The 16564-nt window shown below is 32.5% G+C and carries 17 protein-coding genes; 6 read left to right on the forward strand and 11 right to left on the reverse strand.

What is annotated here, in order from left to right:
• The first annotated feature begins 21 nt into the window (after positions 1-21).
• The 3 genes from ACZZ9T_RS06150 (at position 22) to ACZZ9T_RS06160 (ending at position 2273) form a co-directional block, all read left to right on the forward strand.
• Entirely contained in the window at positions 22-984 is a 963-nt protein-coding gene (locus ACZZ9T_RS06150; RefSeq protein WP_463441332.1) for a hypothetical protein, read from the forward strand.
• Positions 985-1163: 179 nt separating this feature from the next.
• Entirely contained in the window at positions 1164-1628 is a 465-nt protein-coding gene (locus ACZZ9T_RS06155; protein WP_463441333.1) for a hypothetical protein, read from the forward strand.
• A gap of 135 nt (positions 1629-1763) precedes the next feature.
• Positions 1764-2273 carry a ferritin gene (locus ACZZ9T_RS06160; RefSeq protein WP_463430483.1) on the forward strand — a complete coding sequence of 170 codons (510 nt, stop codon included), beginning with the start codon at positions 1764-1766 and terminating at the stop codon, positions 2271-2273.
• Between the two features lie 78 nt (positions 2274-2351).
• On the opposite strand, the gene ACZZ9T_RS06165 is transcribed toward ACZZ9T_RS06160, so the two are convergent.
• Complete coding sequence (locus ACZZ9T_RS06165; protein WP_463441334.1) at positions 2352-5489, reverse strand: UvrD-helicase domain-containing protein; 3138 nt, start codon at positions 5487-5489, stop codon at positions 2352-2354.
• Between the two features lie 180 nt (positions 5490-5669).
• Between ACZZ9T_RS06165 and ACZZ9T_RS06170 the strand changes: the two genes are divergently transcribed.
• Both ACZZ9T_RS06170 and ACZZ9T_RS06175 read left to right on the forward strand, forming a co-directional pair.
• On the forward strand, positions 5670-6413 hold the full coding sequence (locus tag ACZZ9T_RS06170) for a hypothetical protein (RefSeq protein WP_463441335.1): 744 nt from the start codon (positions 5670-5672) through the stop codon (positions 6411-6413).
• A 32-nt stretch (positions 6414-6445) separates the two neighbouring features.
• The gene (locus ACZZ9T_RS06175; protein WP_463441336.1) at positions 6446-7219 is read left to right on the forward strand and encodes a carboxypeptidase-like regulatory domain-containing protein; all 774 of its coding nucleotides are present in this window, start codon (positions 6446-6448) and stop codon (positions 7217-7219) included.
• 11 nt (positions 7220-7230) lie between these two features.
• Here the strand turns inward: ACZZ9T_RS06175 and ACZZ9T_RS06180 are convergent, their stop codons facing one another.
• The 9 genes from ACZZ9T_RS06180 to ACZZ9T_RS06220 all read right to left on the reverse strand — a co-directional run bounded on the left by ACZZ9T_RS06180 (position 7231) and on the right by ACZZ9T_RS06220 (position 14664).
• The gene (locus tag ACZZ9T_RS06180; RefSeq protein WP_463441337.1) at positions 7231-7743 is read right to left on the reverse strand and encodes a GNAT family N-acetyltransferase; all 513 of its coding nucleotides are present in this window, start codon (positions 7741-7743) and stop codon (positions 7231-7233) included.
• Positions 7744-7745: 2 nt separating this feature from the next.
• A complete protein-coding gene (locus ACZZ9T_RS06185; RefSeq protein ID WP_463430488.1) occupies positions 7746-7967 on the reverse strand; it encodes a PspC family transcriptional regulator in 222 nt (73 codons plus the stop codon).
• Positions 7960-9234 (reverse strand): DUF2851 family protein, encoded by a 1275-nt coding sequence (locus ACZZ9T_RS06190; protein ID WP_463441338.1) that lies wholly within the window; start codon positions 9232-9234, stop codon positions 7960-7962. The genes ACZZ9T_RS06185 and ACZZ9T_RS06190 overlap by 8 nt, the downstream gene beginning before the upstream one ends.
• Positions 9235-9373: 139 nt before the next feature.
• The gene (locus tag ACZZ9T_RS06195) at positions 9374-10258 is read right to left on the reverse strand and encodes a hypothetical protein (RefSeq protein ID WP_463441339.1); all 885 of its coding nucleotides are present in this window, start codon (positions 10256-10258) and stop codon (positions 9374-9376) included.
• Between the two features lie 4 nt (positions 10259-10262).
• Positions 10263-10667, reverse strand: coding sequence for a DUF6794 domain-containing protein (locus tag ACZZ9T_RS06200; protein WP_463442985.1), 405 nt, complete (start codon positions 10665-10667; stop codon positions 10263-10265).
• Between the two features lie 24 nt (positions 10668-10691).
• Positions 10692-11702, reverse strand: a complete 1011-nt coding sequence (locus ACZZ9T_RS06205) for a hypothetical protein (protein ID WP_463441340.1) — start codon at positions 11700-11702, stop codon at positions 10692-10694.
• A 282-nt stretch (positions 11703-11984) separates the two neighbouring features.
• The gene (locus ACZZ9T_RS06210; protein ID WP_463441341.1) at positions 11985-12572 is read right to left on the reverse strand and encodes a DUF6705 family protein; all 588 of its coding nucleotides are present in this window, start codon (positions 12570-12572) and stop codon (positions 11985-11987) included.
• A gap of 191 nt (positions 12573-12763) precedes the next feature.
• Positions 12764-13312: a DUF6705 family protein gene (locus ACZZ9T_RS06215; RefSeq protein WP_463441342.1), complete on the reverse strand. Its 549-nt coding sequence runs from the start codon at positions 13310-13312 to the stop codon at positions 12764-12766.
• A 17-nt stretch (positions 13313-13329) separates the two neighbouring features.
• On the reverse strand, positions 13330-14664 hold the full coding sequence (locus tag ACZZ9T_RS06220; RefSeq protein ID WP_463441343.1) for a hypothetical protein: 1335 nt from the start codon (positions 14662-14664) through the stop codon (positions 13330-13332).
• A 157-nt stretch (positions 14665-14821) separates the two neighbouring features.
• On the opposite strand from ACZZ9T_RS06220, the gene ACZZ9T_RS06225 reads away from it, so the two are divergent.
• Positions 14822-15214 carry a helix-turn-helix domain-containing protein gene (locus ACZZ9T_RS06225; RefSeq protein ID WP_463441344.1) on the forward strand — a complete coding sequence of 131 codons (393 nt, stop codon included), beginning with the start codon at positions 14822-14824 and terminating at the stop codon, positions 15212-15214.
• Positions 15215-15381: 167 nt separating this feature from the next.
• On the opposite strand, the gene bshA is transcribed toward ACZZ9T_RS06225, so the two are convergent.
• A complete protein-coding gene (bshA, locus tag ACZZ9T_RS06230; RefSeq protein WP_463430490.1) occupies positions 15382-16530 on the reverse strand; it encodes an N-acetyl-alpha-D-glucosaminyl L-malate synthase BshA in 1149 nt (382 codons plus the stop codon).
• Positions 16531-16564: the final 34 nt, after the last annotated feature.

Consider the following 16564-nt stretch of genomic DNA (forward strand, 5'->3'; position numbering starts at 1 on the left):
TTGCTTTAACTCTCGGCGACTTTGTCGTTTGCACAGCAATATCCAAACAACGGATACAATGATGACTACGGTAATAATGACGGATATTATTCTGATCAGGACGATCAAAATTATTTTCCTGATGATTATTACTACAATTATCCTCAGGATTATTATCCTCAAGATTATTATCAAAGTTATTACAATGATTACAGAAACAGCATTGTCAATATCAACTGGAATGTTTTCTTTCAACAGAACAGACTCAATCGCTGGCAAATTGATCAGATCTTATATCTGAATAATCTGTACGCAAATTTCTCTAACTGGAATAATTTTTACAGATACAACCCAGACAGATGGTACTATGACAGATTTTATGCAATGGAGAGAATTTTGGGACCGAGAGTGTTTGTTGTTTTTCAAAACAATTATTACCATGGACACAGACCGATTGCATATTTTCAAAATTACAGAAGGTCATATTATTCACCGAGATTTAGGGTAACACCAAGATATCGAAACGTGAATATCAATGTTTATAGAGTTGATAGAAACAGTTTCAGACGTAATGATAACCCAACCTTGAATGTGGTCAGAAATTCTGGTTTAAGAAACGGAAATAACAATTCTTCCGGTGGATTCAGAAATCAAGATAATGCAGTAAGAGGAAATAATGGAAACAACGGAGGATTCAGAAATTCTGACAATGGTGTAAGAAATAACAGTGGTGTAAGAAGTAATAACGGAAATAATGGAGTGAGAGGAAATGAAAATGCAGGAGGATTCCGAAACAATAATAACAGAAAATCTGAAGCCAGCGCACCGAGAACAGTTACTCCAAGGTCTGAAAATAATGGAACAAGAGGAAATGGAGGATTTAGATCTCAGCAAAGAAGTGAGAGTTCTAGCCCGAGAATTCAGAATTCTTCACCAAGACAGGAAAATAAAAGAAGTGAAGGAAGAAGTTCTGGAGGATTCAGAAACAGCTTAGTAAAAAATTAGTTTTCATATATTATATTTGAGTGGTGTAGAGATCAGGTTTTGTTATCTGATCTCTTTTTATTTAATAAATATTATAAAAATATTTTTATTAAAATTTAACATTATTTATGAATTTCGCATTTAACTAATGCTTTTTTAATGTATCAAAAAGACATAACAAACCAATTAATTTAAACATAATGAAAAAATTAGTATTAGCAATCGCAATGATCGGAATGGGAAGTTTTGCAATGGCACAACAAGTTCCACAAGATAAAAAATTCAACAGGGAAGAAATGAAACAGAAAATGCAGCAGAAGGAACAGGAAAGAATGGCTGAAATGCAGAAGGAACTTAATCTGAACCAAAGTCAGGTGGTTCAGATAAATGATCTTCATGAAAAGAGAAAATCTGAAATGAAGAACAATTTTGAGAAAAACAAAGAGCAGAGACAGGCTAAAATAGAGCAGATGAAGGCCAAAAGACAGCAGATGGATAATGACATGAAAAAAATTCTTTCTCCTGATCAGTACGAAAAATGGCAAGCCGGTAAAAAGGCAAAAATGGAACAAAGAAGAGCGATGATGAAAGAAAAAGGAGTAAAGGGAGATAGAAAAATGATGAGACACGGTATGAAGCCGGCGGTTCAGTCTCAAATGAATTAATAGTTTATAGTTTTGATTTTTAATGCTAGAGGGTGGAAGCAATTCCATCCTTTTTTATATTCAATCTAAATCTAAATTTTAGGAAAACTTTTCAAGTTGCCTTTTAATGCGTAAATTTGAGTATAAATTTTTATTATGGTAAGCGAAAAAATTGCACAACTCATCAACGAACAAATAGCTCACGAGCAATATGCTGCTCAATATTATCTTTCAATGTCTGCTTGGTTTTTCGCCAAAGACTTGGACGGAATTGCCAATTACTTCAGAGTTCAAAGCAAAGAAGAACTCATGCATGCAGATAAAATGTTTGATTATCTGAATGATGTCGGAGGTCAGATCATCATCGGGGAGATTGCAAAACCACCTTATGACTTCGAAAATGCAGTGGATATTTTCGAAAAAGCACTGGAACATGAAAAAAAAGTAACCAGAAGCATTTTTAATATTGTAAAGAATGCCAACGACGAAGGCGATTTTGCTACAACTTCTTTTTTACAGTGGTTCATCAATGAGCAGGTAGAAGAGGAAGCGAGCGCTTCACAGTATGTTACTAAAATCAAAATGGTTTGTGATAATCCATCTGCATTGTATCTTTTTGATCAGGAACTTTCGCAGAGAGTTTTTGTTCCGGATACGAAAGCTTAAATTTTTGAGATAAATAATAATCGGCGGCACCTTTGGTGCCGCCGATTCTATTCAATGAAATTAAGATTTAAAATATTTCTACAAATAAATCAACTGCGTTTTCAGAACCTTCATTCCTAAATTCTCCAACACAATTTTATACGTTTCAATCTGTCTTATGTCCTTTTCAGATTCCTGTCCGGTTTTAAAATCAACAATGATACAACCTTCATCACTTTTTAGAATACGGTCTGGACGATAAATTTTACTTATACCTCTCTCGGAGATCATGATGTCTTTTTCATTAATCACTTCCCATTTTTCATCAAAAAATTCAGAATGTCTGGTAATGATTTCAATTAAAGCATGATAAATTTCTTCCTTTTCTTCTAGAGTTATCTGACCTTCCAAAGTATAGCATTCCAATACTTTTTCAATATCTTTTTCAGTATTGATTTTTGATAACAATTCATGAACGAAAATTCCGGTTCGCACTTTTTTATTTCGTTCCTGATAGGTTTTAGAGGGCGTTGCAATTTTTATTGAAGTGCTTTTTTCGTGCTTATTATTTAGATTTTGGATGTCTTTGGTTTTATAAGAAGCACTTTTATGTTTTGTCTGCTTTACCAACATTTCAGGATCTGTTTTATACAAATCAAACTCATCAAGATTTTCGGTATTTTTAGATTGAATAAATTCTAAAATCTCAAGATTGTTTGACGTTTTATTGGCTTTTTGCAGATAAAAGAAAAGCTGTTCCACAGGTCTTGTTGTCGCAACATATTGCAGGCAAAGTCGGTCTACAAAGTTTTTATAGGAATTAATTTTGTTAAATTTCTCAATTTCAGGATCGTAAGCTTCCAGATTTTTATTGAACTGATTGATGTTCACAGATTTCAGAGCTTCATCTTCATCCGTATCAAACCAATTATTAAACTGGCTGTCCGCATTTTTATTTTCTAAAGGAATAAAAACAATCGGGAATTCCAGACCTTTCGCTTTGTGAATCGTCATGATCTGAATGGCATCAATATTTTCAGAAGCCTGGATGGTATGTTTTGAAGCTTCTTCGTCCCAATATTTCAAAAATTCTTTCGTGCTTGCTCCTGCATTTTGAGTGAAATTAAACAACATTTCCAAAAAGTTGAGTAGAAAATCGGTTTCTTTATTTTCTACCGCAAATTCGTTGATGTAATACTCAACAAAATTGTAGAGATTAAATTTAGGAAAATTATCCTGTTTCAGTTTTAAAGCATATTGAGCTTGAATAAATTCTAAAATTTCCTCATGAGAATCAATTGCCAGAATTTCTTTCATATCAAAACTAAAATCAGCCATGTTAATTCTGCCTAAACGGTTCAGGTAAAACATCAGCATAATCAGATGAGGTTTGTTCTTAGGATTGGTTTCCCATCTCAAAAACTGAATGACCGCTTGTAAAGTATTCGATAATTCTAACGTCAGACCTTTATCTGAAATCGTTTTAATGTTTGTTTCTTCTCCTTTGTAATTAACCTTTAAATTCCCCAATTTCTGTGAATAACTGAAAATATCAAAGTTTCCACGACAGAGAATCGTAATGTCTGAAAATGTAAATCCGTTATCAATACATTCCTGAATGTCGTTTTGCATTTTTTCGGAAACGTCATTATAAAAATCATCTTTCGTAAGATTTTCAATAAGATTTACTTTTACCCGACCTTCAATGTTAGATTTTGAATTCTGTTCGGCATCAATTCCGAAAATATTTTTATGTTCTTCTTCTAAATCTATAGAATGAAATTGATACAGCTCATTATTAAACTGAACAATATTTTTTGCACTTCGCCAGTTGTCTTTTAAAACCAATAATTCAGCTTCTTTAGGCGAAATTTCTTTTTTATTAATAATGTCAAGCATTAGTTTACTCTCACCACCTCGAAACCTGTAAATGCTCTGTTTCGGATCTCCAACCAAAGTGAAAGATGTGTTTTCGGTAGAAACACTGTGGTCTCTCAGCGGCATGAAGTTTTGCCACTGCAATTCTGAGGTATCCTGAAATTCATCAAAGAAATAATGCTGAAATTGTGAACCTACTTTTTCATAAATAAATGCAGAAGGCTCATTTTTGAGATTTTCGTTGATGAGAATATTGAATTTTGAAAGCAAAACCAGACCATTTTCATCTTCAATTTTTTTCAGCTCGTCCTGAATATCTTTATTAACTTTCAAAGGAAGTAAAGCAGACAAGATTTTCTCTTTTTTCTGAGTTTCTATAAATAAAAGAATCAGTTGCATTCTGTTTTCCAAAAGTTGCTCTAGAATTTCAAAAATCTCAGACTCTTTATGTTTTGATTTTGTTGCAGCTCCTTTTTGAATATTGTTTAAAGCACTTTCTTCGTTGGTAGGAAAAGGAAATCCCGGTCTTTTTTTATCGTAAAAATCTAAAATTTTAGTGAAAAATCCACCAATCCCGTTTTTTCCTTGTGAAAAATCTTCTACATCAATATTTCTTGATTTAAAAAGCTCAATAGATTGCTTTGCGATTTCTAAAGAACGCTTTTTGTTGAAGACAATCTCTTTCCGAAGTGTATTTTTGATGTCTTCATATTTACTGTCATCGAAGCTTTTATTGTTTTTAAGATGTTCATAATGAATATCTTTTACAAATTCTTTTGCAGAATCGTAGAGGTTTTTATTTAAATTGATTCTTTCATTATTTTCAAGACTGTAATCCACATAATCCATAAAAGAATTGGAAATACTGTCATTTTCGCCAATCTGGTCGAGCATTTTATCTACTGCTTCAATGAGAAAAGGTTCTGCATCAATCTCAAGGTTGAAATTTTTAGCCAAACCCAATTCGTAAGAAAAACTTCGAACCAATCTTGAGTTGAAACGGTCAATTGTTCCGATATTTAAAGTAGAATAATTATGAAGAACGTAATCCAGTAATTTTTTTGACCTGAAATGAAGCTCGTCAATGGTAATTTTTACACCTTCACTTTCAAAAGCTGTTTGAATATTTTTTAAATCTGTGTTGTCTGTATAGTTTTCAGCGGTAAAATTCCCCAGCCAAGACAAGATTCTTTCTTTCATCTCATTGGCCGCTTTATTGGTGAACGTCAATGCCAGAATATTACGGATAGAATGTTGCTGATTGGGATATCGCAAACAAATCATCAGAAGCCGCTGAACAAGAGCATAGGTTTTACCTGAACCTGCAGAAGCATTGATGACCGTATACGAATTATTCATTTTTTGAGAGATTAAGTCTGCAATTTAATTAAAATTAAAATGAAATTTTAACAATTGCAGATTGGTTTTTAACAGTTTTAAAAAGAAAGATGCCAAAAAATTACTAAAAGCGTTAACGGTGGTTAAACTTCTGAAATTCAATAAAAATTACTTTAGTTTTGCTCTATAAAACAATAATCCGTGAAATTAAAACTACTCTTTATTTTATCCGTGTTTTTCTTCGTTAATATTGATGCTCAGGATTTTATTTTCGGGAAGGTCACTTCTGAAGAAAATATAGAAATGTCTGAAGTTAGCGTAATCAACATTCGAACAGATGAGCGTGTGACAACCAATCGGGACGGACACTTTATGATTTCCGGAAGACAGGGTGATAACCTGCGATTCATCAAAATCGGTTACGAAAGAGTCAATAAAAATATTACTAAAGATAACGTTGATTCACCCATTAATGTAAAATTGGTAAGAACTGCGCAGTTGATTGACGAAGTCGAGATAAAAAAAATGCTGACAGGCGATTTGAAAATTGATACTAAAACATTAAATCCGCCAAGAAAAGTTGAAAAACTGAAGAAAGATTTAGACGTTTACATTGCTCAAAAATCTGATCCAAGAATTCTTGCTGCAAAACCAGGCGAATTTGTACAACCGAAAGGACAAGGTTTTTCGATTGGTAAAATAAAGAACAAATGGGATGATGTAGATTTTATGAATTATATGGTAACAGCATTGGGTTACCAGTATTTTAATGATTTGAAAATTGAAAATTCCCAGGTTCAGCATTTTATCTATTACGTTTTGGTAGGTGGTTTTGAGCGGACAAGCATATTGAAATATGGCTTCGTCAGCGATGCAGATTTAATGAGATTTCAAAGGGCAGTTTTACTGAGAATATCTTCTTATAAGACCCCGCAAGAGAAATAATAAACAAACACAAATGATAAGAAAAATTTTATATGAAAGCGTATTTTTTGATTACTTTGTTACTGGCAAGTAATTTTTTGTTTTCTCAGCAGAAAATTTCAGGTAATATATTAAGTGAAAATGATATGATCATTAGTAACGTTTTGGTGGTAAATATTTCAAATGGTAAAAAAACCTCCAGCAATGCCTCCGGAAATTTTGAAATTGAAGCAGGTGTAAATGACGAAATCAGATTCTCAAAAGCAGGATATGAAAGAGCTTCCAAAAAGATTTCAGATTACGATTCTTCGTTGAATATTATTTTAATCAGAATTTCCCAAGAAATAGAAGAAGTTAAAATTCTGAATCTTACAGGAGACTTAAATAAAGATTCTAGAAGGCTTGCCAAAGAAAGTAAAGTGTCACAATTGCAGAAAGATATTGGTCTTCCAAGACCGCCTGAAGTGGCTAGAGAAAAAGCTCCTGATCTTTCAGATGCATTTGTTGTCGGTTTTCCTATGGCAGCAATCAATGTAGATGCTTTATACAAAGTGATAAGCGGCGATGCACGCAGAATGAAGAATCTCTATAAGTTTGAAGATTTGCAAAGGCATTTAAAATGGTTAGTAAGCAGGCTAGATACTGAGTATTTCGACTCTCTGGGGATTTCCAAAGAAAATATTAACGAGTTTTTACAATTTGCTTTTCTCGAAAATCCGAGATCATTAGATTTTGTGAAGTCGAAGAATATTAACGGAACAGTTTTCGAAATTGAAAAAGTAGCTCCCCAATATATTGAAAGAATGAAATCTCAGACAAAAAAATAATATTCGGTAGTTTAATGATACACTACATCGTAGATTTCATCTTTCACTTCATGAATGTTTTCCGGATGATAATTTGATAAAAGCCAGAGCTGAAGCTGCTTTTTGCCTTCACCGTAACTCGGCTGAATGTACATTTCGTCAATCAGATGAAAACCGTTTTTTTGATAAAAAGAGAAACGGCGCTGCGAATTTTCATTGAGGTGTTCTGGCTCAATTTCCAAAACTATTCTTGGATGGTTTTCAAATAGATAATCTGTAATCTGTGAACCCAATTTTTGATTTCTGAATTCTGCAAAAACCTCAAAATGTTCCACAAAAACATGATTTTTCAGCTCCCAAAGTACCAAATATCCAATGTTTTCCGTATTGTGTAAAACCGACACTACTTTCACTTGCGGATGCTCAAATAAACGTACAAATTTGTACCAATCTCGCCTCTCATCTTCAGGAAAACTTGAAGCATAAGAATCATAAATCTTCTTTATACGGTAATCGTCAGGTGAATTAATCTGTAAAAATTCCATAGTTATAAATCAAAAACACTGGGTCTTCTGGTGATGAAAATATCTTTCACCCACAAAGTAAATGCCAATCCTAAATAGATTAAAAAGAAAACTCCTGCCGTTGCAAAAGTAGAGTAGATGAAGAAAACGCGTAGTTTAGATACCGGAATTCCAAGCTTCGCACCCATTCTTGTGAGTACTCCAAACCATTCTCTTTCCATCTTGTGACGCAAATTGTTAAACATGATGAGTTTCTTTTAAAATTTTAAATCCGATGCTGCAATTTAAGCAATTTTTTGTTGTACAGTAATTTTTGTAATGATAAATCAGACTTTGAGTTTGCAATGTATTTTTAATTTTTAAACCTAAATTTTTCCATCCTTCAACAATCGAATTTTTTTCAGAGGAAAGTTCTTTGTAAAATGCAAGAATTTCATCTGCAATTTCTTCATTATGATATTTATGGTAATGATATTTAAAAGGTAAAACTGTATTAAGAATAATGAGTTCAATAAAATCTTTAGATAAAATTTTGGGTTGATCGACGGGCGAAATTTTTTCAAAATTAAAATGATTATCCCAATACTCAGATGCTTTTGTATTGCTGAAAATCTCCACCAATTCCTCAGAATTTTTAGCATTGATCATTTTTGAAAATAAATTTTGATGCTGATGATAAAGATCCGCCAATTGCGACAAACGAATTGTAGGGAAGTTGGGTGGGCGTAATCGCAAAAATTTCGGACGAATAACTACACTGTAAATCTGATATTTTGCTTTTAGAAATTCAAATTCTCTTTTCCAGATTTTCATTTGCTCGTCTTCGGGTTTTTCAAGCCAGCCGGAAATCCCGAACAATAAAGCTTCAAGCTGGGTTTTGTTTTGACGAATTTTATTTAAAACAGTAAAATCTATACTTTCTGCAATCTGTTTGAAGAGATGCGCATTCACTTTCAATCCGAAAGAGTAGGCGAGGCTGTGAAATAATACGGCTTCGTAATTATTTTTATAAATTTCAAGGTCTTTCTGAAGTTCTGAAGATTTCTCTTCAAGCTTTTTCAACAAACTTTCTTCGTAAAAATGAACCGGAATTTTATCTGGATTAAACAAATCTTCACACGGAATAAACTGGCTGTCATTTAAAAGTTTTTCATATTTCCCAAATACACTTACATCGATGTGGTTTTTCAGCTCAAGCGTAGGAATATTCTTTTTGTTAAGTTCATCGATGTCTGCATCATTTTGATAAACTACGTGAAGAACAATATTGTCGTAATTAGGGTCATTTGAATGTTGGTGGAAAATCCAGTCGGAAGATTTCACATGAAGTTCTATATTTCCTGCGAGGATTATATTGTTGATTTTGATTTTCGCCATCAGAAAATCCGGTCCGGAATCTTTGTTCCATTTCCCGAAATCTACTATTTCGATAGCATTTCCTTCAAGATCTTTAAAGTTGAAATGAGTGAATATCTTAAAATTCCAAAGATATTGTAATAATTTTTCGTTCATCTTGGTGTTTTGTGTTACCACTAATTTAGGAAAAATTTGAACGAGTACAAAAGCAATATATTCAGATTTGTTTCTTTTTAAAATTAAAACACTACAAAGTATGGATACTTTGCAGTGTTTTAATTTTCTGTATTATTATCTATCTTAATTCTTTTGCAATCATTATTTTTTCATTGATAATATTGTTCCACAGTAATCCTTTTGGAGCAGTATAGTACTCAGAAGATGAAATTTTAGGCTTTAATTTAAAATAAAAATCATAAGAACCTCCTACAATACCTTTTTCTGGAATGTACAAAAATCTATCTATACCGCGATGTTCATCATAACCATCTTCAATCCACCATCCATCAAATGTCCAAAATTGGTAAGCTTTATCTTTTTTAATATAAAATTCTTTAGATAAATAATTTCTAAAACTATAAGATTCAGTATCTTGAAATGAAATATCGTTTCTTACATCCATTATAAACTCTTTTTCAGGAAATTGTTGTTTGAATTGATTTTCCATTTCCTTAATAGAAATTTTTGGTTCATCAATATTAATTGTGCCATAGATTGAAATAAATGGATACCTAAAATTTTCAATACTGAAAAATTCGGTTAAACACATTTTGGAAACATAATAATTTCCTTTTTCTTTTCTTATAATTTTATATTTTAGCGTTTTTTTATCAGGATTATTATTCATTTTCCAATTATACGCTAGGTTATATATATCTTTATTTGAAAATATTTTTCCTTTTATTTTTTCATAGTCAATAATTACCCAATTGCTTCCTCTTTCATTTGTTTTAGGTAATATTTTTTCATCTAAATCAGGTAATTGTGAGATTAATAGAATGTTTTTTTTTGATATAAATACGTTATAAATATTAATATCTTTTTTAATATTATAAATCTCGTCAGTTTCTAAAGTGTATTCATTTACTTTGAATCCTGCTTTCAGACTATCAATAAAAAAATATTGTTGTGCAAAAAATAAATTTGATATTAATAATGCTATTGGTAGTAATACTTTCATAATTTTATTTATGAGCATTTTGTTTCTCCCATTTTTCCCAAGAGTTCTTATCTCCTTTCAACCAAATAATGTACTGACTAATAATTATTCCCGAAATTTCATCATTATCAAATATTTCTTTTCCAATATTTCGTTTGTTAAAGTAATTTAAAAGTCGGGAACCACCGTTAATTCCCCAATTGTTTCTAATCCACATTCCTAATCCGCCCATATGTGAGTTAAATTGCCAATAATTTTTTGCTTCAAGTAATTGTTTCTTATTTTCGAAATTCAGAATACGGTCTAATTCTGTTAGACATTCATATAAGTTTTTAGGAATGTAAATATTGTCAATTTTTTCAAGAGTAAGGCGTTTTTTAAATTCTTCTTTTTTTCTTTCTTTTTCTTTAACAGTTTCTTTTTCTGCAATTTTCTCATCATAACTACGATAGCCTCATAAAAAATTTGTTAAATAAATCTTGTCAACTTCCCGAGGAATAAATTCTGTTTTGAATGTAGTTATTGCTATAAATTCTTCAATTAATTTTTTATTAAACACAGAATCAGTCTTCAAACTTTCAATTTCAAACTTTCCTTTTCGATCCATATATCCACTTAATTCAATTCTGAAAAGTTTGTATTTGTGAAAAGTGGAATCATTTATAGAAATAAATTTCAAACCAACCATTTTACCTATGCTTTCAGTGATTTTTTCATTATTTGTTGAATTTTGAATATCTGTTACATACTTATAGGGATATTTATAATAAGAAATTCTACTTTTAATAGCCTCAATGTTTTTAATTTTTGGATAAACAGAATCAAAATCAATTTTTGAACCGACAATTTTCCCTTTATCTAAATCAAAAAGGGTTATTTTTTTTCTTGCATCAGTAACATATATCGTGTCATTTTTATTGAAAACAAAACTTTTATTCAAAAAAACATCTTTATCAGAAGCAGTCTTTTTGTATTCTTTAATGGTCGAACTTCTACCACTGTATATTTGATATTGGTTGTCATAAAATAATTCACACTTTTCTTTATCTTTTTCACAGTTTGTAAACTCTACAGTTGTATATGTTTTCTCTAGCTTACCATCTACATAATATGTTACGTTTCTATTTTCCAGCCCTTTTTCATAAACGTAATTAGTGATGTATATGATTTTCCTACCATCATTACTGATAGCTACGAAAAAAGGATTTCCTTCATAAATATCAAACGACCTATTAACCGTATAAAATTTTTTTCTAACTCCAATACTGTCGTATTTTTGAGTATACGATACAAATGATTCTCCTCTTAAATTTGGAAATTCATCATCGTAGGAAAATGACAACAATTTAAATTTTCCATTAGATGAATAAGTTTCCGAAATTGGAACAACTTCCGTTGATATTTGTGAATATAGATTCTTAAACAATAAAACTAAGAAGAATAATATAAGGTACTTTTTTTTCATATGAATAAGTATGTAATTTTATTGAGAACATTCTTTTGGTTTTTCTGTTCCGTTTTCAAGATGTAACTCTGTATTGCTGCTGTTTTCTACTTTGAAAAGTTTTATCCCACCCCCGTTCTTTTCGCAAAAAATACAACCCCCAATTGGAGGTTTTTAAATTATTACTTTGGTAACAAAAAGTTACTTTTTTAGTAGTTTATTTAAATTTATTAATTCCAAATACTACACGAAACAAAAGCAGAAACAAGAATTAATATATATTTAATAAATATTATTTTCATCCTACTGCTTCGTCAGCACAATATTATTCTTTGGCAACGGCTCCGGATATTGGCTTGGTTGGTAGCTGTAATAATAACAATCGGTATCTATAATATTTTTATCCTGATCAAAATCAATATTCAATTGTGTTTTGGCAGCATTGGCAAATGATATTTTAACATCTCCCGTTATGCCACAAAGATCATTGTCTATATAAATCATGTGATATTTGTCTGTGATATGGTGAAATCCAATACCGAAGGTTTTAGCATTACTATCCGTTAATGAAGTATTGTTAAATAGAATATTTCCGTTACTGTCTAATATTTTAAATTTCCCCACCAAATTATCCAAATTAAAGCCTAATGAATCATCATATTTATTGATTACTTTTTTGAAAGTAATATAAATGGTTTTATTATTCCAAGTCCCCTTCCAAGTCCCTTCGTAATCATTGAGTTCATTTTGTGTGTCTTTTCTATAGTAACATTCATTTTCAGGAATATCTGTAAATGTTCTTAACGGGACAACGGTATATTGCGCACAGGTAGACTGTGGAAATGATTTGCAGGAAATCATCAATAGCAATGACAAGATTATATTTTTCATAATAGTCATTTTAATAATTAAGGACATTGATTTTCAGAAGGGTTTCCATATTCGTCATAGTTTACTTTCTCAGGATTGGTAGCGTTTCCTTCTATTTTGAATAATACCGTGTTGTGTATGTTCATCTTTGAAAAATAGTCTTTGCAACTAGTCCCATTATTATTTAAAAACCTCCAATTGGAGGCTTTACATTACTGCTTGATCAAAGTCATTTCACCTCTGGGCATTTCATTGAAAGGTGCACAATTGGAATTATCAGTTGTTATAGTCTGATTTGTGTAATATTGCCAATGCATCTGTGTTTTTTGAGGATTATCAAAATTCAGATGAATTTCTCCATCAATGCAATGATCGGTAAACATAAGCGAAATTTTATCTCTTATAGCCCTGTTTACAAACCCCAAACTTGCCACTTTTGCTTGTTCTACAGGAAGATTATAGGTTGAGTATAATTGATTTCCATTGGCATCCAGCATTTTATACCGACCCATTATTCTATCCTCATAATATTTATCATAAGGTTCATAATCTTTTATTTTAGTAAAAGTTATAGTAAATGTTTTACCTTCGAAAGTACCTTTCCATGTTCCTGTATAGGGATCAAGTTCATTATTCAGATCTTTGTAATATGTATTTTCTAAAGGCCATCCTTTTGTTCCTAATGGAATAATTTGTTCTTGCTGTGCTTTGCAATTAGCACAAACAAATACAATACTTAGTATCAATAATATATTTTTCATAATAGTAATTTTAGTAATTAAGGACATTGGTTTTCAGAAGGGTTGCCGTATTCGTCATAGTTTACTTTCTCAGGATTGGTAGCGTTTCCTTCTATTTTAAATAGTAAGGTATTGTGTATGTTCATTTTTTCAAGCGTTTCTGCAAATAGCTTTTGCATATCTGTATGGCTCAAAGCTTCTCCTGTATTCTCCATAATTTTTTGTGCCTTTCTCGTATACCAAGTTTTCAGATTCTCCAATTGTGTCTCTGTAAAAGCAGGAGGAAGATCAGACCCGTCACCGATGTATTGTATCTGGTAGGTATTGGTGATGTGATCAGGATCAGGAGATACCATGCCACCAAATACCTGATCAATAGGAATACCATTAGCTATAGCATTTCTGAGAATTTCTAAGAAAGTACTAACATCTCTTGGTGAAAATATCTTTATAGAAACCCTGCCATTGTTTTTATTCAGATGGGTATGGTTGTATCCAAAAGTTGTAGAAGTTAGGCTTAGATTCATAGCATCTACACTCATAGCGTCAGGATTCATAGGATTGGTTACTATTGATCCATCTGCTGCAAATTTAAAGCCATATCCTGTTTCCGCACCTTCATTTACTTTCCCTTTCAGGATATCATATCTTGATTTTATAGCTGTTTTTGTAAATGTGTTTTTAGCTTTCTCACAAGGGGTTTTCTCCACCGGCTCTGTTCCACCGCCACCGCCACCTCCGGGATACGTGTAGCCACCTTCACCATTACCACCGTCACATTGTCCGTACTCGTTGATAAAGCCAAGACATTCGTCTTTTAATGCTTTGCATTTGATGATCGACACCGGAGATCCCCAAGATCCCGGTCCTTCAGGGTTATTTTCATCATCGGGATACCACATACTTACCCATTGCCGGGTACAGGTAATGGTGTTGGTCTGTGCCGTAGAACCATCAGGCATTCCTGCTTTTTTAATTTTGGCAAAAACCAAAGCCTGGAAAAATGAAAGATCACTTTCATCTTGTGTGTAATAGAAGTAGATCTTTTTGCCGTGTCTCGGTACTTTCAACACCGAGGTTACTTTTCCGTTATCTACGATTGGCACTGCAACGAAGCTTTCGTCGAAGCTGTCTACTGTTGTGGCAAAGTTCCAGTAAGGAATTCCGTTTACTTTTTTGATGTCTGCCTCGTTTTCGGCATAGACTTTCATGACATTGGTAATGTACTTCTCGTCTTGTTTCCAAAGACTTTTGTTAGTGTATTCTGTAGAAGAGGGGTCAGATGAAGAATAGACTTCATCATGAATACAGGAGTAGAGCGACAGCAGCACTGTCATCATCAGGCAGAGCCTGAACAATAGATTTTTTTTCATAATCATTGTGTGTTTTAATGGGTTAAATATATAGAAAATTCTCGTCATGAAGAGAACTGTGACAAAACTAGAATAAAAAATTCAAAAAATCACCGAATTTTATTCGGGTTTTATTCGGGTTTATTCGCATAATGGTATATTTGTAAAAAATAACCCGATGGTAAAAGAAAACTTAATACGAGTACGGAAGCAAAAGAAATTTTCTCAGCAGGATGTTGCCGAGCATCTGAATATCAGCCAGACCCATTATCAGAGAAAAGAAAAAGGAGAAGTAGGAATTACCGATATGGAGTGGGAGCGTATTGCAAGACTTCTGGATGTAGATATAGAAGAAATAAGAGAAAATTCTGAAGCAACTAATATGATACAGAATTTTGATAATAGCTACGGAAACTATGTTGGAAATAATAATACATACTTTAATATCCCAGATTATATCCTTGAAAACCAAAAAGATTACATCAATCTTCTCAAAAAAGAAAACGAAAGTCTGAAGCAGGAGAATAAAGAGTTACAGGAAGAAAACGATCTTCTGAAGTCTCAGAAATAAATAGTTACCTTCAATCTCGGAAAGCTTACTGCAACCCTGTAACACGTTTTCGGAAATGTCCGAAAGTTTGTCGCAGCCAAGCGAGATGGTTTCGGGAAATTTAAATTTAAAGCTAAAAAAAATCAGAGCAACTAGCCCTGATTTCATTTTATATTTCAATGAAGATTTTAAACCTTCGCAGTTTCCTTTTTAAAATTCGCAATCGTTGTTTTGTACATTTCCTCGTAAATTGGAAGAATGTTTTTCAGATCAAATTTAATCGCCTGTTCTTTAGCATTGATCTTCATCTGAGCCAATAATTCTTCGTTGCTGAGAAGTTTGATGGTATAATTGCTCATGGCTTCTACATTTCCGATTTCAGCTAAAAATCCTGTTTCTCCCTGAATGTTTACTTCAGGAATTCCACCTGCGTTTGAACTGATAACGGGTGTATTTGCCGCCATTGCTTCTAGAGCTGCCAAACCGAAGCTTTCCTGCTCAGATGGTAATAAAAATACATCTGAAAGTCTTAAAATTCTGTACAGATCATTCACTTTACCCAAAAGACGGATTTTAGAGATCAATTCCGGGTTTTCTTCTAAGAAAGAATTCACTTTCTCCATATCCGGACCTTCACCGATGATGATGAGCTTAGATTTTACTTTCTTTTCAACACTTTTAAAAATTTGCAACACTTCTTCAATACGTTTTACCGGTCTTAAATTGGAAACATGAATCAAGATTTTCTCGTCTGCACTTGCAAACTGCGTTCTTTGGCATTCGTTAAGATCTGCAAATTCTGAATTGTCGATGAAGTTGGTAATAACCTGAATCTCTTTTTTGATGCGGAAAAACTGTAGCGTGTCTTTTTTCAGACTTTCAGATACGGATGTAATGGCATCCGATTGATTGATAGAAAACTCTACGGCGTGTTTATAACTTGGATGCTGCCCAACCAATGTAATATCTGTTCCGTGGAGCGTTGTAACCAAAGGAATATCGTTATTGTCTTCCTTCAACATTTGCTTTGCTGTAAAAGCCGCATAAGCATAAGGAATTGCGTAGTGTGCATGAAGTAGATCTAATTTATAAAGATTCACAACTCGGTAAATCATCGAGCTTAATGCAATATCATAAGGCTGATACTGGAAAAGCGGATAGGTCTGCACATTGACTTTGTGAAAGAAAATATTGGGGTTTGTAATATCTAATCTTGCCGGAAGTGCCGAACTGATGAAATGTACCTCATAGCCTTTGTTGGCGAGAGACATCCCGAGTTCTGTTGCCACAATTCCGCTTCCGCCGTATGTTGGGTAGCAAAGTATGCCTATTTTCATCTGTTTATTTTTATTTTTTCAGTTATAAGGCGGA

This window comes from Chryseobacterium sp. AC417, from assembly GCF_979258215.1.